The organism is Phenylobacterium sp., assembly GCF_019636135.1.
In the GTDB taxonomy this organism is placed as follows: domain Bacteria; phylum Pseudomonadota; class Alphaproteobacteria; order Caulobacterales; family Caulobacteraceae; genus Phenylobacterium.
This window is the reverse complement of sequence record NZ_JAHBYD010000027.1, coordinates 16,543-36,664: the sequence shown is the minus strand read 5'-3', so window position 1 is coordinate 36,664 and position 20,122 is coordinate 16,543. Positions and strand designations below refer to the sequence as shown.

The 20,122-nt window shown below is 71.4% G+C and carries 19 protein-coding genes; 7 read left to right on the top strand and 12 right to left on the bottom strand.

The genetic code is table 11. The features are described 5' to 3' along the window. Positions 1–189: 189 nt before the first annotated feature. From KF737_RS17400 to coaE, 4 genes are read left to right on the top strand one after another with little or no spacing between them, the layout of a single operon-like run. Complete coding sequence (locus KF737_RS17400) at positions 190–1,038, top strand: pyruvate, water dikinase regulatory protein (protein WP_296457782.1); 849 nt, start codon at positions 190–192, stop codon at positions 1,036–1,038. Then, complete coding sequence (locus KF737_RS17395) at positions 1,035–1,622, top strand: Maf family protein (RefSeq protein ID WP_296457779.1); 588 nt, start codon at positions 1,035–1,037, stop codon at positions 1,620–1,622. The genes KF737_RS17400 and KF737_RS17395 overlap by 4 nt, the downstream gene beginning before the upstream one ends. After that, complete coding sequence (aroE, locus tag KF737_RS17390; RefSeq protein ID WP_296457777.1) at positions 1,619–2,461, top strand: shikimate dehydrogenase; 843 nt, start codon at positions 1,619–1,621, stop codon at positions 2,459–2,461. Before KF737_RS17395 ends, aroE begins: the two co-directional genes overlap by 4 nt. Positions 2,462–2,474: 13 nt before the next feature. Then, the gene (gene coaE, locus KF737_RS17385) at positions 2,475–3,062 is read left to right on the top strand and encodes a dephospho-CoA kinase (protein ID WP_296457774.1); all 588 of its coding nucleotides are present in this window, start codon (positions 2,475–2,477) and stop codon (positions 3,060–3,062) included. Between the two features lie 339 nt (positions 3,063–3,401). On the opposite strand, the gene folP is transcribed toward coaE, so the two are convergent. Further along, on the bottom strand, positions 3,402–4,238 hold the full coding sequence (gene folP / locus KF737_RS17380) for a dihydropteroate synthase (RefSeq protein WP_296457771.1): 837 nt from the start codon (positions 4,236–4,238) through the stop codon (positions 3,402–3,404). Between the two features lie 622 nt (positions 4,239–4,860). Between folP and KF737_RS17375 the strand changes: the two genes are divergently transcribed. Then, complete coding sequence (locus KF737_RS17375) at positions 4,861–6,663, top strand: PQQ-dependent sugar dehydrogenase (RefSeq protein WP_296457768.1); 1,803 nt, start codon at positions 4,861–4,863, stop codon at positions 6,661–6,663. A gap of 310 nt (positions 6,664–6,973) precedes the next feature. On the opposite strand, the gene KF737_RS17370 is transcribed toward KF737_RS17375, so the two are convergent. The 5 genes from KF737_RS17370 to rpsU form a co-directional block, all read right to left on the bottom strand. Further along, positions 6,974–7,657, bottom strand: a complete 684-nt coding sequence (locus KF737_RS17370) for a hypothetical protein (RefSeq protein WP_296457766.1) — start codon at positions 7,655–7,657, stop codon at positions 6,974–6,976. Positions 7,658–7,677: 20 nt separating this feature from the next. After that, positions 7,678–8,550 (bottom strand): slipin family protein, encoded by an 873-nt coding sequence (locus KF737_RS17365; protein ID WP_296457763.1) that lies wholly within the window; start codon positions 8,548–8,550, stop codon positions 7,678–7,680. Then, complete coding sequence (locus KF737_RS17360; RefSeq protein ID WP_296457759.1) at positions 8,543–8,950, bottom strand: GntR family transcriptional regulator; 408 nt, start codon at positions 8,948–8,950, stop codon at positions 8,543–8,545. Before KF737_RS17360 ends, KF737_RS17365 begins: the two co-directional genes overlap by 8 nt. A 273-nt stretch (positions 8,951–9,223) precedes the next feature. Then, positions 9,224–11,107 carry an ATP-dependent zinc metalloprotease FtsH gene (gene ftsH, locus KF737_RS17355; protein WP_296457755.1) on the bottom strand — a complete coding sequence of 628 codons (1,884 nt, stop codon included), beginning with the start codon at positions 11,105–11,107 and terminating at the stop codon, positions 9,224–9,226. Between the two features lie 187 nt (positions 11,108–11,294). After that, positions 11,295–11,528, bottom strand: coding sequence for a 30S ribosomal protein S21 (rpsU, locus tag KF737_RS17350; RefSeq protein ID WP_111275467.1), 234 nt, complete (start codon positions 11,526–11,528; stop codon positions 11,295–11,297). A gap of 450 nt (positions 11,529–11,978) precedes the next feature. On the opposite strand from rpsU, the gene KF737_RS17345 reads away from it, so the two are divergent. Beyond that, positions 11,979–12,629 carry a COQ9 family protein gene (locus tag KF737_RS17345; protein WP_296457751.1) on the top strand — a complete coding sequence of 217 codons (651 nt, stop codon included), beginning with the start codon at positions 11,979–11,981 and terminating at the stop codon, positions 12,627–12,629. A 94-nt stretch (positions 12,630–12,723) separates the two neighbouring features. Here KF737_RS17345 and KF737_RS17340 read toward each other — a convergent pair whose 3' ends face one another. From KF737_RS17340 to purE, 3 genes are all read right to left on the bottom strand, one after another. Further along, positions 12,724–15,747, bottom strand: coding sequence for an adenylate/guanylate cyclase domain-containing protein (locus KF737_RS17340; protein WP_296457748.1), 3,024 nt, complete (start codon positions 15,745–15,747; stop codon positions 12,724–12,726). Between the two features lie 373 nt (positions 15,748–16,120). Then, a complete protein-coding gene (locus KF737_RS17335; RefSeq protein ID WP_296457745.1) occupies positions 16,121–17,200 on the bottom strand; it encodes a 5-(carboxyamino)imidazole ribonucleotide synthase in 1,080 nt (359 codons plus the stop codon). Then, positions 17,200–17,679, bottom strand: coding sequence for a 5-(carboxyamino)imidazole ribonucleotide mutase (purE, locus tag KF737_RS17330; protein ID WP_296457742.1), 480 nt, complete (start codon positions 17,677–17,679; stop codon positions 17,200–17,202). The genes KF737_RS17335 and purE overlap by 1 nt, the downstream gene beginning before the upstream one ends. A gap of 131 nt (positions 17,680–17,810) precedes the next feature. Here purE and KF737_RS17325 point away from each other — a divergent pair, with 131 nt between their 5' ends. Continuing rightward, a complete protein-coding gene (locus KF737_RS17325; RefSeq protein WP_296457739.1) occupies positions 17,811–18,527 on the top strand; it encodes a GGDEF domain-containing protein in 717 nt (238 codons plus the stop codon). Between the two features lie 204 nt (positions 18,528–18,731). Here the strand turns inward: KF737_RS17325 and KF737_RS17320 are convergent, their stop codons facing one another. Genes KF737_RS17320 through KF737_RS17310 form a run of 3 tightly spaced genes read right to left on the bottom strand, consistent with a single transcriptional unit; the run spans position 18,732 to position 20,005 of the window. Further along, positions 18,732–18,947 carry a DUF465 domain-containing protein gene (locus tag KF737_RS17320; protein WP_296457736.1) on the bottom strand — a complete coding sequence of 72 codons (216 nt, stop codon included), beginning with the start codon at positions 18,945–18,947 and terminating at the stop codon, positions 18,732–18,734. Between the two features lie 12 nt (positions 18,948–18,959). Next, positions 18,960–19,403, bottom strand: a complete 444-nt coding sequence (locus KF737_RS17315; RefSeq protein WP_296457733.1) for a TIGR02444 family protein — start codon at positions 19,401–19,403, stop codon at positions 18,960–18,962. Positions 19,404–19,405: 2 nt separating this feature from the next. Then, positions 19,406–20,005 carry a UbiX family flavin prenyltransferase gene (locus KF737_RS17310; protein WP_296457730.1) on the bottom strand — a complete coding sequence of 200 codons (600 nt, stop codon included), beginning with the start codon at positions 20,003–20,005 and terminating at the stop codon, positions 19,406–19,408. Positions 20,006–20,122 lie beyond the last annotated feature (117 nt).

Genomic DNA, 20,122 nt, shown 5'->3' with positions numbered 1-20,122 from the left:
GGCCGACGCCGGAAACGGCGCCCAGCCGGCGGGGCCTGAGGATCAACCCACCGTAAACGGCCCCATCGCTCCACCCGTTCCACCGGAGCCGCCCGAACGGGTTTCCGCCACGGCGTCTATCCCCATCGGCGTCCAGCTTCGCTAAGACTGAATCCACAGGATCCGTCCCCAGGGTTTTTGCGCCGACAGATGACCGTCCAGCCCCGCCTCGCCACCTACTTCCACATCCACCTGGTGTCGGACTCGACCGGTGAGACGCTGAACGCCATGGCGCGCGCGGTGTGCGCCCGCTTCGAGAACGTGCTGCCGATCGAGCACATCTACGCCCTGGTGCGCTCGCAGCGGCAGCTCGACCGGGCGCTGAGCGACATCGAGGAGTCGCCGGGGATCGTCCTGCACACCATCGTCGACGACAAGCTGCGCGCGGCGCTGGAGGACGGGTGCCGCCGGCTGGACATGCCCTGCCTGCCGGCGCTGGATCCGCTGGTCTCGGCGATGCAGCGCTACCTGGGGGCGGCCACCACCAGCCGGGTGGGCGCGCACCTGCGGCTCGACAACGACTACTTCAACCGCATGGACGCCCTGAACTACGCCATCGGCCACGACGACGGCCAGGGCGGCCAGGACCTCGACCAGGCCGACGTGGTGCTGCTGGGCGTGTCGCGGACGAGCAAGACGCCGACCTGCATCTACCTGGCGCATCGGGGCGTGCGGGCCGCCAACGTGCCGCTGGTGCCGGGGCGGCCGCTGCCGGAGAAGCTGGGCAACCTGAAGAACGCGCTGATCGTGGGCCTGCTGATCTCGCCCGACCGGCTGATCCAGATCCGCCGCAACCGGCTGCTGAGCCTGAAGGAGAACCGCGACACCAGCTACACCGACCAGGAGGCGGTGCGCGAGGAGATCATCGCGGCGCGCCGGCTCTACGAGCGCCACGGCTGGCCGACCATCGACGTGACGCGCCGCTCGGTGGAGGAGACGGCGGCGGCGGTGCTGAACCTGCTGTCGCGTGGCCACGGCCAGGTCGAGGTGCTGGGGTGATCGTGCTGGCGTCGAGGAGCGCCGCGCGGCGGGCCGTGCTGGACGGCGCGGGCGTGACCTACGAGGCGACCGTGGCCGGCGTCGACGAGGACGCGGCGAAGGCCTCGCTGCTGGCCGAAGGCCAGGGGCCGCGCGAGGTGGCCGACGCCCTGGCCGAGCTGAAGGCGATCCGGGTGTCGCGGGGCCGCGCCGGCTTCGTGATCGGCGCCGACCAGACGCTGGACCTGGACGGGCGGCTCTACGACAAGGTCGACACCGTGGCGGCGGCCCGGGAGCGCCTGCGCGAGCTGCGGGGCCGGGCGCACAGGCTGCACTCGGCGGTGGTCGTGGCGAAGGACGGCGCGCCGATCTGGCGCGAGGTGGCGACGGCGACGCTGACCATGCGCGACTTCTCCGACGCCTTCCTGGAGCGCTACCTGGCCGACGAGGGCGAACAGGCGCTGGGGTCGGTGGGCTGCTACCGGCTGGAAGGGCTGGGAGCGCAGCTTTTCTCCAGGATCGAGGGCGACTATTTCGCCATCCTGGGCCTGCCGCTCATGGGCCTGCTCGACCTGATGCGCCGGCACGGGGTCCTGGCGACATGATCACGGGGCGGACGATCGTCGCCGGCGTCGTGGGCCATCCGGTGGCCCAGTCGATGTCGCCGACCCTGCACAACGCCTGGCTGGCGGCCGCGGGGATCGACGGCGTCTACGTGCCGTTCGCGCCCGATGCGCACGGGTTCCGGCGGCTGGTCGAAGGCTTCCGCGGCGGTGCGGTGCGCGGGGTGAACGTCACCCTCCCCTTCAAGGCCGACGCGCTGGCCGCGGCCGACAGGGCCAGCGAGGCCGCGCGGCTCGCCGGCGCGGCGAACCTGCTGGTGTTCGAGCCCGACGGCCGGATCGTGGCCGACAACACCGACGGGTTCGGCCTGCTGCGCGCCTTCGCCGCCCAGGCGCCGAGGTGGGATGCGGGCCTGGGACCGGTGACGGTGCTGGGCGCCGGCGGCGCGGCGCGGGGCGCGGTCGCGGCGCTGCTCCTGGCCGGCGCGCCGAAGGTCTTCGTCGTCAACCGCACGGTGGAGAAGGCCGAGACCCTCGCCCGCGCGCTCGGCCCGAAGGTCTCGTCCCTGCCCCTGAACCACGCGGTGGGCGCGTTCCGCCTCTCGACGGCGGTGATCAACGCGACGTCGGCCGGGATGAGCGGCGCGCCGACGCTGGACGCGCCGCTCGAGACGACGCAGCCCGCCTGCGTGGTGATGGACATGGTCTACAAGCCGCTGGTCACGCCCTTCCTGCAACAGGCGCAGGACCTGGGGCGCACGACGGTCGACGGGCTGGAGATGCTGGTCCGCCAGGCCGAGCCGTCGTTCGAGGCCTTCTACGGCGAGTATCCCCCCGCGGAGGTCGACGTCCGCGAACTGGCGCTGGAGCAGTTGAGATGAGGATGGCCGGCTGATGAAGGTGATCGGGCTGACCGGCTCCATCGGCATGGGCAAGTCGACGACCGCGGCGATGTTCCGCGACGCCGGCATCCCCGTCTACGACGCCGACGCGGCGGTGCATGACCTCTACGACGAGGGCGGCGCGGCGGTGGGCCCCGTGGGCGAGGCGTTCCCCGGGGTGGTGAAGGACGGCCGCGTCGACCGCGAGGCGTTGCGCGAGCGCGTGCTGGGCCATCCCGACGAGCTGAAGCGCCTGAACGCCATCGTCCATCCGCTGGTGGGCCGCGACCGCGTCGGCTTCTTCAAGGCCGCCGAGGAGAGCGGCGCCGACATGGTGATCCTGGACGTGCCCCTGCTCTACGAGACCGGCGGCGACGCCAACGTCGCGGCGGTGATCGTGGTGTCCGCGCCGCCGGAGATGCAGCGCGAACGCGTACTGGCCCGCCCGGGCATGACCCCGGACCGGCTGGACGCCATCCTGGCGCAGCAGGTGGCGGACGCGGAGAAGCGGGCCCGCGCCCACTACACGGTGGACACCGGCCGCGGCCTGGAGCACGCGCGAGCCCAGGTGACCGAGATCATCGCCAAGCTCCGGGGCTAGGGTCCGGACTCGATAGAGTCGCCCCAAAACACCGGGTCCTCCCGGGTCCCGGCTCTCCGCTGCGCTGCGGCCGGGATGACGGGCTATTTTGGGGCCAACCCTGAAGCGGGGCGGAAGGGGTCGTGCGAGGTCTTCGGCTTCGAGGGCGCGTCACAACACCGTTTGATTCGACCACGAACGGACACGAAGACACACGAACACGTCGGGGATGATCTGAGCGCGCCGCCGCGATCCTCTGCGGCCTGTTCGTGTGACTTCGTGTTCGTTCGTGGTTCCAGATGACGGCGCCTGCGGCGCGCAGGAAGCTCGCGGCTGGCGCCCCGGGCCGGGGCTACCGGGCTACGGCGCGGCGTGGCGGATCGCGGCGTCGAGCGTGAGCGCCTGGACGGTCTCGAAGACGTCGTGGACGCGCACGGCCGCGACCCCCGCCGCCGCGCCGGCCAGCGCCGCGGCGATCGAGCCGCCCAGCCGCCGGTCGGCCGGGGCGTCGCCGCTCAGCCGCCCGATGAACGCCTTGCGGCTGGCCCCCAGCAGCACCGGGAAACCCAGGCCCACGATCCGGTCGAGGCCCGCGAGCAGCGGCAGGTTGTGGCGCGTCATGTGCTTGCCGAAGCCGATGCCGGGATCGAGCCAGATGCGCCCGCGCGCCACGCCCGCCGCCATCGCCGCCTCGGCCCGCTCGGCCAGGAACGCCGCCACCTCGCCCACCACGTCGTCGTAGTCCGGCGCGGCCTGCATGGTCCGCGGCTCGCCCCGCATGTGCATCAGCACCACGTCGCAGCCCAGCGCCGCGGCGGTCTCCAGGCTGTGCGGCGCGTGGCGCAGCGCGGTGACGTCGTTCCACATCGTGGCGCCGGCGGCCACCGCCGCGCGCGCCACGTCCGGCTTCATGGTGTCGACCGAGATCGCGACCGCCGGATGTCCGGCCCGCAGCGCCGCGACCAGCGGGACCAGGCGCCCGATCTCGACCGCGGCGCTCACCGGCCCGGCCCCGGGCCGTGTCGATTCCGCGCCCACGTCGACCATGTCCGCTCCCTCGGCGACCAGCCGCCGCGCATGGCCGAGCGCCGCCTCGGGCGCGAGGAACCGGCCGCCGTCGGAGAAGCTGTCGGGCGTCGCGTTGACGATCCCCATCACCCGCGGGCGGCGCATCGACGGTGGCGGTTCGGAGCTCATCGGGCCTCATCGCCGTCATAGTCGTGTCCGCGCTGCAAGCGAAGCCGCGATCCGGGAGGACGCGCCCGGGTCATCCTGACCGGCGACGGGATCCTCGCCGGACAGGCCCTGCGAGTTGCAGCGCCCCCTCCACCCTTCGGGTCCCCCTCCCCCATGAATGGGGGAGGTACTGGAAAACGCGAACCTCCCCTGCGCAGCCAGGGCCATCGCATATGGATGCGGGCGGCCGAAAGGCCGTCAGTCAAACCGCAGAGATCGCGGAGATACGCAGAGGCTTTCCCCGTTTGTCATCCCGGTTTGGGCGCAGCCCAAGACCGGGACCCAACCCTCCGGTGCGTCGATGGTTGGGGGCCGGCCCCTGGCGAGCGGGGGCAGATAACAACCTCAGAGCACCGGACGGTTGGGTCCCGGTCTTCGCCTGCGGCGAAACCGGGATGACAATCGTGGGAGAGCTCTCTGCGATCTCCGCGATCTCTGCGGTTCATGACTCGGGCGGACGAGCCGCCCACATGCCATATGCGATGGCCCTGCCTGCGCAGCGGGGGCGGGGGAACCACGAAGGGGTGGAGGGGGCGCCGATCCCGCTCTAACGTCGGCCGGTGGCAAGCGGGGGCCGGCATAGATGCCTGAGATCGTCGGGAGCGGGGCGCGGGACACGATCGTCGGCACGGCGGGGGCCGACACGCTGTCGGGCCAGGACGGGTCGGACAGCATCGCGGCAGGCGCCGGCGACGACCTCGTCTACGGCCACTCCGCCTCGGACGACGCCGGCATCACCGCCGTGCGCGTCGCCTCCGGTCTCTCGCGGCCGGTCTTCGGGGTCTCGCCGCCCGGCGAGCCGGACAAGCTGTTCCTCGTGGAGCAATACACCGGCCGCATCCGGATCCTCGACCTGAACTCCGGCTCCGTGCAGTCCGACCCGTTCCTCGACCTGCCCAACGGCGTGCTCGCCACGGGGACCGAACAGGGCCTGCTCGGCCTCGCCTTCCACCCGAACTACCAGCAGAACGGCCTCTTCTACATCTACCTGACCAACACCGCGGGCGACACCGAGGTGCAGGCGTACGTCCGCCAGAGCCCCACCAAGGCCGGCGCGCTCACCGACGTGATCATGACCATCCCCCGGGCCGGCAGCCCCAACCACGTCGGCGGCTGGATGGGCTTCGGGCCGGACGGCTACCTCTACATCGCCTCCGGCGACGGTCACTCCTCGGCCACCGGCATCACGCTGGCGGCGCAGGACACGGACACGCTGCTGGGCAAGATCCTGCGCATCGACGTCGACCGCGACGACTTCCCGTTCGACTTCATGAGGAACTACGCCATCCCGGCCGGCAACCCGTTCGCGGGCGCCACGCCGGGCGCCGACGAGATCTGGGTCTACGGCCTGCGCAATCCGTGGCGGCCCAGCTTCGACAGCGCCAACGGCGACCTCTACATCGGCGATGTGGGGGCGAACGCCCGCGAGGAGGTCGACTACGTCGCCGCCGGCCAGTCGGGCTTCAACTTCGGCTGGCCGCTGAAGGAGGGGTTCCTGGTCCGCACGGCCGACCAAACCGGCCTCACCGACCCGATCCTCGACTATGACCGGGTGACGCCGCTCTACCGCGGCTTCGCGGTGACCGGCGGCTACGTCTACCACGGGCCCGGCGGCGCGCAGGGGCTCTACGTCTTCGCCGACTACATCACGGGCAACCTCTGGACGACCCGCGTCGTGGACGGCCAGGCGCAGGACTTCCTGAACCGCAACGGCCAGATCACGGTGCAGGGCGGCGATCTCGACCAGATCACCTCGTTCGCGGTCGACGGACGCGGGCGGCTCTACGTCATCGGCCAGGACGGCGACGTCCACCGCCTCGACTTCGGCGCGGCGGCCGGCGACGGCGGCGACTACCTGCGCGGGGACGAGGGGAACGACACCATCCTGGGCGGGGCCGGGTTCGACGACATCAACGGCAACATGGGCGACGACTCGGTCTCGGGCGGCGCGGGCGACGACTGGGTCGTCGGCGGCAAGGACCAGGACTGGCTGTCGGGCGACGACGGGGCCGACATCGTGCTCGGCAACCTCGGCGACGACACCTGCGACGGGGGCGCGGGGGCCGACACGGTCCGCGGCGGCCAGGGCGACGACCTGCTGTTCGGCGGCGCGGGGAACGACTTCATCTCGGGCGACCGCGGCGACGACACGGCCACCGGCGGGGCGGGCGCCGACATCTTCAACAGCTTCGGCGACGCCGGCCTCGACCGCATCACCGACTTCAACCGCGCCGAGGGCGACCGCATCCGCCTCGACCCCGGCAGCACCTACACCGTGGCGCAGGAGGGCGCCGACACGGTGGTCAGCATCACGGGCGGCGCGCGGGTCGTGCTCGCCGGCGTCCAGCTCTCGTCCCTGACGGGCGACTGGATCTTCGTGGGATGATCTTCCCTCCCTTGATGGGCAGGGCCATCGCATATGGATGCGGATGGCCGAAAGGCCGTCAGTCAAACCGCGGAGATCGCGGAGATACGCAGAGGATTCCCGTGGATCCGCGACCCTCTCTGCGCATCTCCGCGATCTCTGCGGTTCATGAATCGGGCGGACAAGCCGCCCACAAGCCATATGCGATAGCCCTGCTTCATGGGGTAGCCCGGGCCGGAACTCCGCGCCAGCGGGTTAGCCAATCACGACACTCGGCACTCCGGCCTGTACTTCCCCACCCTGCTCGCCTCCGGCGAGCTGTCCCTCCCCATCAAGGGAGGGAAGACTTCTTCAGCGTCAGGGGGAGGGCGCCGCCCATCTGCTTCCACTGGCCCTCGAGGGTCTGGCCGTCGGGCGAGAGCCTGCCCTCGAAGCCGCCGACGCCCTTGAGCTCGATCTTCACCGCGTCGCCCTCGTGGGTGAGGAAGGCGACCAGCTTCATCGGACTCTGGTCGGGGCTCTCGAAGAGCGCCAGGGTGCCGTCGGCGCCGGTCTTCACGTGCAGCCGCAGGCGCAGGTCGCCCTGCGGCGCGGCGAGCACGCCCGCCCAGTCGCCGTCCAGCCCCGCCACCACCGGGCGCGGCGGCGCGACGCCGCGGGCGAGCGACAGCGGCATGTCGAGGCCGGCCTGGGTCAGCACGCCGGCCCAGGCCCTGGCGGCCGGGTCCCACTTGCCCGCATACCTGGCGTTCACCATCGGGATGGCGAACGACAAGGCGTCGGGCGTCGCGGCGATGTCGGTCATGGGAAGCTGGGTGACCGTCTGGTCGGGGCTCTCGGAGAAGCCGATCAGCTTGCCCGCGGCGTCCTTCTGGATGTGGGCGGCGATGGTGAGCTCGACGCCCGCCGGGACCTTCACCTTGCCCACCCAGTCGCCGACGGCGTCCTCGGCGAAGGCGGCGGCCGGCGCGGCGGCGAGGAGTGCGGCCAGCGTGAGGGAAGCGAACTTGCGCATCGGGGTCCTCCTTGCGCCGGTCAGGCGTCGCGCATCGCGGCCATCACGGCCGTCGGGTTCATGGCGTCCACCATGGATGTGGGCATCAGGATGGTCGTGCCCCGCTCCTTGGCGGTCTCGTAGATGATGTTCATGGCGCGGAGCTGCAGGGCGGCCGGGCTCCTGGCGTAGGTCTCGGCGGCCTCGACGAACTTCGCCGCCACCTCCTGCTCGGCCTGGCCCAGGGCGATCCGCGCCAGCCGCTCGCGCTCGGCCTGGGCCTGGCGGCTCATGGCGTCCTGCAGGGCCGGCGGCACGCCGATGTCGCGGATCTCCACCGAGATGACCGAGACGCCCCAGTCGGCGATCTTGCGGCCGATCTCCTCGCGCAGGATCTCGTCGCCCTGCTTGCGTTCGGCCAGCAGGGTGGAGAGCAGCGAGGCGCCCACCATCTCGCGCAGGGACGTCTGGGCCACCTGCTCGATCGCCAGGCGGTAGTCGTGGATCTCCAGCGCGGCGCGCTCGGGGTCGTGGACCTGCCAGAAGACGACCGCGTCGATGTTGACCGGCACCGTGTCCTTGGAGAGCGCCTGCTCGGCGCTGAACTCGGTGGTCTGGATGCGCTGGTCGAGCCAGACGGCCGCCTCGTCCAGGAACGGGATGACCACGAACAGCCCCGGCCCGCGCACGGCGTTCAGCCGGCCCATGCGCAGCACGACGGCCCGCTCCCACTGGTTGGCCATCAGCAGCGAGAAGGGGATCAGCACGGCGATCAGGATAAGCCCGACGCCCGCCCAGTTGCCGGCCGGCTGGCCCGCGCTCCTGGCCCACCAGAACACGGCCGTGGCGACCAGGGCCGTCAGAACGCTCAGCAGGGCCGCCGCCGGGTTGGCGCCCTTCATGGTGCTAACCATCGGGAGTCTCCTTCGTGAGGGCCGAGATGCGCTCGGCGAGGTCGTTCGGGTCGAGGCCGCGCGCCCGGGCGAGGCCGATGGCCTGGCGGGCCGCGTCGTCGAGGTCGCGGTCGTGCTGCGCCGCGTCGGGCGGCGCCGGCGGGGCGTTGACGAAGCTGCCCCGGCCGCGCTCGAGCCGGATCGCGCCCATGGCCTCCAGCTCGTCGTAGGCGTGGCGCACGGTGTTGAGGTCGATCCTCAGCGTCACCGCCACCTGCCTGAGCGTCGGCATCTGATCGCCCGGCTTCAGCCGCCCCTCGCCCAGCGCCGCCAGGACCTGGTCGCGCAACTGCACATAGATCGGCACCCCGCCCCCCGCGAGGCTCAGGCCGTCCAGCAGCGACTGAGAGATTATATGCATATACTCATACAGTCATACACACCTGGGGCCGGAGTCAAGCTCGCCTTCCCTCCCTTGATGGGGAGGGACAGGCCGCGCAGCGGCCAGGGTGAGGTAGTGTGGTCCGGAACTCGGCGGGTGGGGGTTGGCCAATCCCGGAGCGCGGGCGCCCGGAACGTGACTCCCTCACCCTGCTCGCCTGCGGCGAGCTGTCCCTCCCCATAAAGGGAGGGACGAAAAAGGGCGGCCGCATCGCTGCGACCGCCCTCCAACTCTCGGCTCTGGTCCCGAAGCTTACGCCGGCTCGGCGCTGGGCTTGGGCGAGATGGGGACCGCCACCGACGGGCCCGTGGGCTTCTTGACGTCGGCCTCCTCGCGGTTGGGCATGACGCCCTTCAGCGCGTTCACGATCTCGTCGCCGGTCAGGGTCTCGTACTCCAGCAGCGTCCTGGCCAGCTTGTGCAGGTCCTCGAGCTTTTCGGTCAGGATGCGACGGGCTTCCTTCTCGCCGCCCTCGACCAGGCCGCGGACCTCCTCGTCGATGATCTTGGCGGTCTCCTCGGAGACGTTCTGGCTGCGGGCGACCGAGTGGCCCAGGAACACCTCGTCCTGGTTCTCGCCGTACTCCACCGAGCCCAGGCGGTCGGAGAAGCCCCACTTGGTCACCATGGCGCGGGCGAGCTTGGTCGCCTGGCTGATGTCGGAGCTGGCGCCCGAGGTGATCTTGTCCTTGCCGAAGATGATCTCCTCGGCGACGCGGCCGCCGAACAGGATCGCCAGCCGCGAGGTCATCTGCTCGTAGCTCATCGAGAACTTGTCGCGTTCGGGAAGCTGCATGACCATGCCGAGCGCGCGGCCGCGGGGGATGATCGTGGCCTTGTGGACCGGGTCGGTGGCCGGGACGTTCAGCGCCACCAGGGCGTGGCCGCCCTCGTGGTAGGCCGTCAGCTTCTTCTCGTCGTCGGTCATGACCATGGACCGGCGCTCGGCGCCCATCATGACCTTGTCCTTGGCGTCCTCGAAGTCGCGCATGGTGACCATGCGGCGGTTCTTGCGGGCGGCCATCAGGGCGGCCTCGTTCACCAGGTTCGCGAGGTCGGCGCCCGAGAAGCCCGGCGTGCCGCGCGCGATGGTGCGCACTTCCACGTCGGCGGCCAGCGGCACGTTCTTCATGTGGACGCGCAGGATGCGCTCGCGGCCCACGATGTCGGGGTTCGGCACCACCACCTGGCGGTCGAAGCGGCCGGGGCGCAGCAGCGCCGGGTCCAGCACGTCGGGGCGGTTGGTGGCGGCGATCAGGATGATCCCCTCGTTCGCCTCGAAGCCGTCCATCTCGACCAGGAGCTGGTTCAGCGTCTGCTCGCGCTCGTCGTTGCCGCCGCCCAGGCCCGCGCCACGATGGCGGCCCACGGCGTCGATCTCGTCGATGAAGATGATGCAGGGCGCGTTCTTCTTGGCCTGTTCGAACATGTCGCGCACGCGGCTTGCGCCCACGCCCACGAACATCTCCACGAAGTCCGAGCCCGAGATGGTGAAGAAGGGCACGCCGGCCTCGCCCGCGACGGCGCGGGCCAGCAGGGTCTTGCCGGTGCCGGGCGGACCCACCAGCAGGGCGCCCTTGGGGATCTTGCCGCCCAGGCGCTGGAACTTCTGCGGGTCCTTCAGGAAGTCGACGATCTCGGTCAGCTCCTCCTTGGCCTCGTCCACGCCGGCGACGTCGTCGAAGGTGACGCGGTTCTTGTTCTCGGTCAGCAGGCGGGCCTTCGACTTGCCGAAGCCCATGGCGCCACGGGCGCCGCCCTGCATCTGGCGCATGAAGAAGATCCAGACGCCGATCAGCAGCAGGATCGGCAGCGAGTTCAGCAACAGGCCCATCCAGCCGCCGCCGCCCGACTTCACCGTGATGTTCGCGCCGCTCTTCTCGAGCCGCTGGACCAGATCGTCCTGGTTGTTCGGCGTGGTGGCCGTGTAGCGGCGGTTGGACTGGTCGAGGATCTCGACGGTCGGCCCGCGGATGATCGCGGTCTTCACCTCGCCCGCCGTCACCTTGGAGAGCATCTGCGAATAGGTGAGCTCGCCGGCGTTGGCGCCGCCGCGGGTCCCCTGCGTCATCATGCTGTAGAGCCCGACCAGGACGACGACGATGACGCCCCAGATGACGAGATTGCGGAGGTTCATGCGAGGACCAATCCTACGAAGGCGGACGCCAGGAGACCCAAAATAGGACGCCCACCGTTGACAGACCACTTAACGCGAGGCGGGCGCGACGAGACGTCTCGCCTGGACCCTATACGCGAAAAGGGCCGCGCCGGTGGCGCAGCCCTTCACATAAGCATCAAATGTGCCAGCTTTTAGAGCCCGCGGCTCAGCGCGACGGCTTCTTCGGCGCCGCGATCAGGCCTTCGCGCTGGGCGCGCTTGCGGGCGAGCTTGCGGGCCCGGCGCACGGCTTCCGCCTTCTGGCGGGCGCGCTTCTCGGACGGCTTCTCGTAGTGGACGTGCCGCTTCATCTCGCGGAACGAGCCCTCGCGCTGCATCTTCTTCTTCAGCGCCTTGAGGGCCTGGTCGACGTTGTTGTCGCGGACGAAAATCTGAACCAGAGGACTTCTCCTGTTTGCACGCCTGCCGCCCACCTCAGCCGGCAAAAGGCGGCGAGCGAACAAAATATGGATCGCCCGAAGGTGTCACCCGTCGGGTTTAGAGCGCGGCGAGATAGCAGAACGGGCAGGGCATGTCCACGGCGCCCCCTGCGATTGTGATGGGACCCGCGCTACGCCTGCACCGGCCTCTCCCCAATTCATCCCTATTCAGAACGTCATCCCCGGCCTTGTGCCGGGGATCCATCCATCCGCGGGTCTTGAGCCGAGGGTTGGGCCGCGCTGCGCGGCCCAATGCAGGACGCCAAGTCGGCTGAACCATGGATCCCCGGCACAAGGCCGGGGATGACGTTCCGAGTAGGGGGAAGGGGAGCAGACGTTGAGGCGGGATGAGCACGTCCGGGAAGGGGAGAGGAGGTGCGCCGATGCTCTTGCCGCGCTACACCATCCGCCATGACCACCGCCGCGCAGGACTGGGCCGCCGCCGCCGAGCAGCAGTTGCTCGACGAGGCGCTGAAGCTGGCCCCCGCGCATGGGTGGACGCGGCGGACGGTGGGGCTGGCGGCGAAGGCGGCGGGCATGAGCCCCGCCGAGGCCGAGCTGCTGGTCCCGCACGGCGCGGCCGATCTCGCGGCCCTGCTGTCGCGCCGGCACGATGAGCGGGCGCTGGCGGCGCTGGGCGACGTCCACGCCTCGAACCTCAAGATCCGCGAGAAGATCCGCCGCGCGGTGGAGGCCCGCCTCGACGCCGCCGCCCGGGACGAGCCGGCCACGCGGCGCTGGATGGGGTTCCTGGCGCTGCCCGCCAACCTGCCGCTGGCCGGCCGGCTGGCCTGGGAGAGCGCCGACGGCCTCTGGCGCTGGGCGGGCGACGTCGCCACCGACGAGAACCACTACACCAAGCGCGCGATCCTGGCCGGCATCCTGTCGTCCGCCATGGCCATCCGCATGACCCAGGGCCGCAAGGTGGCGCTGGCGTTCGTCGACCGCCGCATCGACGACGTCATGCGCTTCGAAAAATGGAAGGCGACGACGAAGCTCCGCCCCGAGCAGTGGCTCGCCGAGGCCGCCGGCGCGCTGGGCCGCGTTCGATACGGGCGCTAGGCTGCTGCCTCCATCATCCCCCTGATCGTCATCCCCCGGCTTGTCCGGGCCATGACGTATCTCGTGTTTCCTGGGAGTCGACCGGTCTCCGATCCTAAGCCGCGTCGGCGTCGGCCAGGCCCCAGACGCCGTCCCAGTCGCTGGGCGGCGGGCGGCGGGCCAGCGCGCGGGCCCGCTCCAGCAGCAGGATCGAGGGCCGGTCGTCGGGATCGGCCGCCACGGCCGCCTCGAAGGCCGCCACCGCCTCCTTCCAGCGCCGGCCGGCCAGGAGCTCGCGCCCGCGCCCGTAGTCGGCGAGCGCCGGCGAGCGCGCGGCCGGATCGCCGGTCAGCACCTGGAACACCTTCTCCGACCGCCGCCGCCCGCGCACCCGGAGCGTATCGAGCTCGCGCAGGGGCATCGTCCCGTCCAGCGCCGCGGCCGTGTGCTCGCAGATGATCACGCCCACCTGGTAGACCTTGGTGAGCTGCTGCAGCCGCGCCGCCAGGTTCACGCTGTCGCCGATCACGGTGTAGTCCATCCGCTTCAGCGACCCGATGGTGCCGGCCACCACGTCGCCGGTGGCGATGCCGACGCCCAGGCGCAGCTCCTCGCGCCCGCGGTCGCGGCGGCGTTCGTTGAGGGCCGCGACCATGGCCATCATGTTGACCGCGCTCTCGACGGCGTTCTGCGGGTCGCGCGGGGCCGGGAGCGGCGCGCCGTAGACCGCCATCACCGCGTCGCCCAGGAACTTGTCCAGCACCCCGTCGCTGGCCGAGACCGCCTCGACGAGGTCGGCGAAGACCTCGTTCAGCATGTCCACCGTCTCGCGCGGCTGCAACCTCTCGGCCAGCGCCGTGAAGTTGCGGATGTCGGCGAAGAGCACGCTGGCGCGGCACGACACGCCGAACAGCAGGTCGTCCCCGTCGTGCTCCAGGATCTGGTCGACCACCTTCTGGCTCATGAAGCGGCGCATGGCCGACTCCATGCGCTTCTCCTCGCTGATGTCCTCGACCAGGATCACGAGGCCGCCCAGCTCGCCCACCAGCGGCACGATCGACAGGTTGGCCGAGATGGTCTCGCCGCTCGCCGTCCTCACGTCGGCGTCCAGCAGCGAACGCGGCCGGCCGCTCGCGGCCACCGCGTCGATCTCGGCGAGGATCCGCGGGTTCGACGCCTGGAGCCAGGCGCGCACGTCGGCGCCCTCCAGCCGGTCGGGGCCGATCTCCAGGATGTCGGCGGCCGCGGGGTTCAGCTTGGCGCTGCGGACGTCGCGGTCCAGCGTCACCACCCCGGTCGACATCGAGCGCAGGATGCTCTCGTTGTAGTTCCGCTCGGCGGCCACGTCGGCGAAGAGCCGGGCGTTGTCGATGGCGACGGCGGCCTGGGCGGCGAAGGCGGCCATCCGCGCCTCGTCGGCGGCGTCGAAGCCGGGGTGCTCCTGGCTGTTCATCGCCTGCATGACGCCGAGACGCCGGCCGTCGCGGGTGATCACCGGGACCGTCAGCAGGCTGGTGGTGTGATAGCCGGTGTCCTCGTCGATGGCCTTGTTGAACCGCGGGTCGGCGTAGGCGTCGGAGAGGTTCACCAGCTCGCCATGGGTGAAGACCCAGCCCGCCAGCCCCTGGTCGCACGGGAAGCGGATCGGCCGCTCCTCCAGCCCTTCGGCCACCACGCTCCAGAGCTCGCCGGCCTTCTCGTCGAACAGGAACAGCGAGCTGCGGTCGGCCTGGGTGACCGTCGAGGCGACCTGCACCATCTTGGCCAGCAGGGCCTCCAGCCGCATCTCGCTGGTGATGGCGATGTTCACGTCCAGCAGGCGGCGCAGGTCGTCGTTGGTCCTGGCCTCCGACCCGATCGCCAGGCTCCAGCGCTCGGCCAGCAGCACGAGCTGGGTGAACAGCAGCATCAGCATGCCGGCCGGCAGCAGGTTCAGGCTGAGCAGCCGCGGCACGCCGGCGTTGATGGTCAGGTCCGAGTAGATGATGCTGGCCAGCATCGCGCCCAGGCCGATCAGGAACAGCACCGCGCCGTCGCGCCGTCGCACCGTGGCCCAGATCACGACGCCCAGGATGTAGACCAGGGTGACGATCCGGAAGAGGTAGACCGCCGCCGAGGCCTCGGAGAGCAGGATCACGTGGCCGGTGACGGCCAGGCCCGCGAACACCAGGAAGCGCGCGCCGTTCAGCCCCTGGAGGATGCGGTAGGGCCACCTCGGGCTCTCCCTGGGGAACAGCTCGTTGGCGTAGGCCAGCGCCGCCGACAGGGCCGCCGTCGTGGCCAGGATCTGCAACGAGATCATCGCGCCGAACGGGACGCCCGGCATGGCGATGGCCAGGAGGTTGTCGTGGCTGAGCGTCGCCGCCAGCGGCAGCAGGCTCATCGAGCCCAGCGCCAGGTACATCGCCACCCGGTCGTCGGGCCGGAACACGAAGATCACCGACGCCAGGCACGCCAGCAGCAGCAGCGAGCCGATCAGCAGCAGGCTGCGGATCCAGTCCAGCAGGATCCAGTAGCTCATCGGCTCGCTCAGCCCGAACACCGGCGGCTCGGGCATGCCGTTCTCGCGGTGGTGGAAGGCCGCCATGTCGAGCCGCAGGTCGAGGTCACGCCCGGCGACGTCGATCACCACCTCCTGCACGCGGCCGAGGTAGCGGGTCGTCTCGGGCGTCAGGCCGAACGTCCCGCTCCGCGAGAGCAGCCGCCCGTCGGCGTAGACGCGCTGGCCGGCGTAGATCTTGGGGACGAACAGGGTGTAGCGCCCGGGCTCCAGGCCGCCGACGTGCAGCCGGTAGCTGACCGCCGCGCCCATGGGCACGGGGCCGGCGGGCGTCTCGACGCCCTTCCACTCGCCGGGCGAGGCGATCCTGAAATCGACCGGCGTCCCGCCCGGGGCCGAAAGCCAGGTCGCCCGCCACTCGCCCTTCAGCGCCACCGGCGCGGTCAGCGGGCCGTAGGCCGCGTAGCTCACGGCCCCGTCGCGCACTTCCGGCGCGGAACGATCCAGGGCGTCGACGAAGAACGGCCCGCAGATCAGGCTGAGCACCGCCAGCACGACCATCGCCAGGCCGAGCTTGCGCCCGCGCTGGCCAGGCGCCGACCGCCCCTTCACCGCGCCCTGCAGGCCGCCAGACGCCATGCGACTCCCCCTCGGAGACCCGGACTATCGCACGCCGATTCCGGAGGTGTCTTCCCTCCCTTGATGGGGAGGGACAGACCGCGCAGCGGTCAGGGTGGGGAAGCGTGACCCAGGCTTGAGAGCGGAGGGATTGGCCAACCCCGAAACGCAGGTGTTCCGGTCCCGCACTGCCCCACCCTGCTCGCCTGACGCCCTGCCTCTCCCGCTCGCGGGAGAGGGGGGTGGAGAGGGAAAGCCTCCTCCACGATATCGGCAACAGCCCGGTCCACCCCGACCTGCCGGCCGCTTTCCCTTTCCACCACTCGCTCTACAGCCGGCTGGCGCCGGCCTCGGCGAGCGGTCCCCCTTTCCCGCAAGCGGGAAAGGAAGGGGGTTACAGCGCCTTGACCTTGTTGACGTGGCCCATCTTGCGGCCGGGCTTGGCGTCGCGCTTGCCGTAGAGGTGGATGCGGCTGTCGGGCTCGCCGGCCAGCTTGCGCCAGGTGTCGGCCTCGTCGCCCAGGAGGTTCAGCATCTCGACCCGGGCGTGCGGCTGGGTCGGCCCCAGCGGCCAGCCGGCCACGGCGCGGATCTGCTGCTCGAACTGGTCGACCGCGCAGCCGTCCTGCGTCCAGTGCCCGCTGTTGTGGACCCGCGGCGCGAACTCGTTCACCAGCAGGCGGCCGTCGCGCATCTCGAAGAACTCGATGCCGATCACGCCCACGTAGTTCAGGCCCTTCAGCACCCGCGCCGCGATCTTCTCGGCTTCGAAGGCCACGTTCGGCGTCACGTTCGCCGGCGCCAGCGTGCGGCGCAGGATGCCGTGCTCGTGGTGGTTCTCGGCCAGCGGGTAGATCGCGGTGGAGCCGTCGCGGCCGCGCGCGGCGATCACCGACAGCTCGCGCACGAAATCGGCCGGCGCCTCCAGGATCACCGGCACGCCGCCCAGCTCGGTGAAGGCCGCCGCGGCGTCGGCCGCATGCTCGACCCAGCGCTGGCCCTTGCCGTCGTAGCCCTCGCGCCGGGTCTTCATCAGCAGCGGCGCGCCCATGGCGGTGGCCTCGGCCACGGCCTCCGCGGCGCTGTCGGCCGAGGCGAAGGCGACGGTCGCCACGCCGCTCGCGTTCAGGAACTGCTTCTCGGCCACGCGGTCCTGCGCGACGGCCAGGGCTTCCGGGCCCGGCGCGCACTCGACGCCCAGCGCCTGGAGGGTCGTCACCGCCTGCGCCGGCACGTTCTCGAACTCGTAGGTGACCACGGCGGCCAGCCTGGCGAGCTGCTCCAGCGCCGCAGTGTCGCCGTAGGCGCCGACGATGCAGTGGGTGGCGACCCGGCCCGCAGGGCTGTCGGCGTCGCGCTCCAGCACGGCCACGTCGAAGCCCAGCCGCGTCGCCGCCTGCGCCAGCATCCGGCCAAGCTGTCCGCCGCCGAGGATGCCGATGGTCGAACCGGGCGCGAGCGGGAAGTCGGCCACTATTCCACCGCCTCGGAGACGCTCGCGGTCTGCCTGGCCGCGAACTCGGCCACGCGGGCGGCCAGCGCCTCGTCCGACAGCGCCAGGATGCGCGCCGCCATCAGGCCGGCGTTCTTGGCCCCGGCCTCGCCGATCGCCAGCGTGCCCACGGGGATGCCGCCCGGCATCTGGACGATGGAGAGCAGGCTGTCCATGCCCTTCAGCGCCTTGGATTCGATCGGCACGCCCAGCACCGGCAGGTCGGTCAGCGAGGCGGTCATGCCCGGCAGGTGCGCCGCGCCGCCCGCCCCGGCGATGATCACCTGCACCCCGGCCGCCTTGGCCCCGGTCGCGAAGTCGAACATGCGCTTCGGGGTGCGGTGCGCCGAGACCACCTTGGCCTCGTAGGCGACCCCCAGGGCGTCCAGCATCTCGGCGGCATGGCGCAGGACCGGCCAGTCCGACCGGCTTCCCATGATGATGGCGACGGGCGCGCTCATGGCGTTTTCGAGGAATCCCCAATCCCGGAAGCGGGCGAAGTATCGCACCGGCTATGCGCATACAACCGCGACCGTTAGATTTGGTTAACCGCGGCGGGTTCGAATGCCGTTAACCATCTGACGGGACACGCATGAAGGTCGGCGGCGCGCGCAACGAACCCCTTTCGCCCCTGCGGCGGCGCCCAGGCGCGCCCGGCGCGGCCCCGACGGCGGCCACGGCGCGGACGGGCGACACGGTCCAGGTGCTGGGCATCCCCGAGCCGGAGATGACGCCGGCGGTGCAGGCGGCCATCCGCCAGTTGCTGGGCGAGCTCGACGACCTGCGCCAGGAGGTCGGGCGCCTGAAGGCCCGGCTGACGCAGGCCGAGGACCTGGCCGACCGCGATGCGCTGACCCCGCTGCTGAACCGCCGCGCCTTCGTGCGCGAGCTGGCCCGCGTCCGCACCTTCGCCGAGCGCTACGGCGCGCCCGCCAGCCTCGTCTACTTCGACCTCGACGGCTTCAAGGCGGTCAACGACCGGCTGGGCCACGCCGCGGGCGACACCGTCCTGAAGGCGGTCGCCGAGCGCCTGGTCGCCAGCGTCCGCGAGAGCGACGTGGTGGGCCGCATGGGCGGCGACGAGTTCGCGGTGATCCTGGTGCAGGCCGACCAGGCCGTCGGCGAGGCCAAGGCCGCCTCGCTGGCCGACGCGCTGGAACGCGACCCGATCACCGTCGCGGGCCAGACCGCCCAGATCCGCCTCAGCTACGGGGTCCGCGAGATCGCCGCCGACTCCGACACCGAAGCCCTCGTCGCCGAAGCCGACGCCGCCATGTTCGCCGCCAAGCGCCTCCGCAAGATCGCGTAGGCCCTTCCTTTCCCGCTTGCGGGAAAGGGGGACCGCTCGCCGAAGAGCGAGTGGTGGAAAGGGCAAGCGGCCGGCAGGGCGGATCGACCAGGCTGTTGTCGGTATCGTGGGGGAGGCTTTCCCTCTCCACCCCCCGCTCTACGCCCGGCATGCGCCGGGCTCGGCGTGCGGTCCCCCTCTCCCGCGAGCGGGAGAGGCAGGGCGTCAGGCGATGATGTCGGGGTTCAGGAAGTCCTCGATCCTGGCCATCTCGTCCTTGAGGGCGAGCTTCTTGCGCTTCAGGCGGCCGATCACGATCAGGTCCGGCACCGCGGCCGCCGCCAGCGCCGTCGTGGCGGCGTCGAGGTCGGCGTGGTCCTGGCGCAGGTCCTTCAGCCGGGCCTCCAGCGCCTCCTCGGTGAAGGTCGAATAGTCGATCATCGTCCGCCGATCCTACCCCAGCGCCGCAGCGAGCGCGGCGAGCGCCGCGGCCGGCGCCGGCCTCTCCCACGCCGCGCTCGCGGCCTCAAGGGCTTCCAGCGTCCCGGCGCCGCCGCGGCCGTCGGACAGCCCCGCCAGCGTCTCCATCAGAAGCCGTTCGGCCTCGAGCTCCAGCCGGTTGACCTCCTTGCGGAACGCCAGCCGCGCGCCGTCGTCGAATGGCGGCAGCGCCGGCTTCAGGTCGCGCCGCACCTGGCGCAGGGGCTTCAGCGCCGCCGCATCCCACGCCCTGGCCGCCGCCGCGCCGCGCGCCAGCAGTCCGGCGTCGCCGGCCTCGGCGTAGACCGCCCACAGCAGGAACGACGTGTTCTGCCCGTGCTCGTCCTGCAGCTTCAGCGCCGCCTCCGGCACGCCCGGCCGGCCGTACGCCTCCAGCACCCATTCCCAGATCGCCACGGTCAGCCCTCGCCCTTCAGCGGAGCGAGGTCCTCGCCCCAGCGCTTCACCGGCGCCCACGACAGCCCGAAGAGGTCGAGCGCGCGGCCCACCGACTGGTCGACCATCTCGGCGATCGACTGCGGCCGGGCGTAGAACGCCGGCAGCGGCGGGGCGATCACCGCGCCCATCTCGGCCAGGCGCACCATGGTGCGCAGGTGTCCCAGGTGCAGCGGGGTCTCGCGCACCATCAGCACCAGCGGGCGGCGTTCCTTCAGGGTGACGTCGGCCGCCCGCGTCAGCAGCGACGCGGTCACGCCGGTGGCGATCTCGCTCATCGTGCGCACCGAGCAGGGCGCGACGATCATCCCCAGCGTCTGGAACGAGCCCGAGGCGATCGACGCGCCCACGTCGGCGGCCCTGTGGACCACGGCGGCCCTGGCCTGGGCGTCGGCGAGCGTCAGCCCCGTCTCCTGCGCCAGCGTCAGCGCCGACGAGCGGCTCATGACCAGGTGGCTCTCGATCCCGAGTTCGGCGCAGGCGTCCAGCGCGCGCAGGCCGTAGGCGATCCCGGACGCCCCCGAGACCCCCACGATCAGGCGCGGCTTTTCCGGCTTGGCCATGCGTACGCGTCCCCGACTCCGGAGCCTCGGTTCCAGCCCCCGCGTGCAACCATATGTGATCTGACAGCCGGCGGAAGCAGGTGTTCAATCGCTAGCCGCATGAACTGAGAGGAGGCT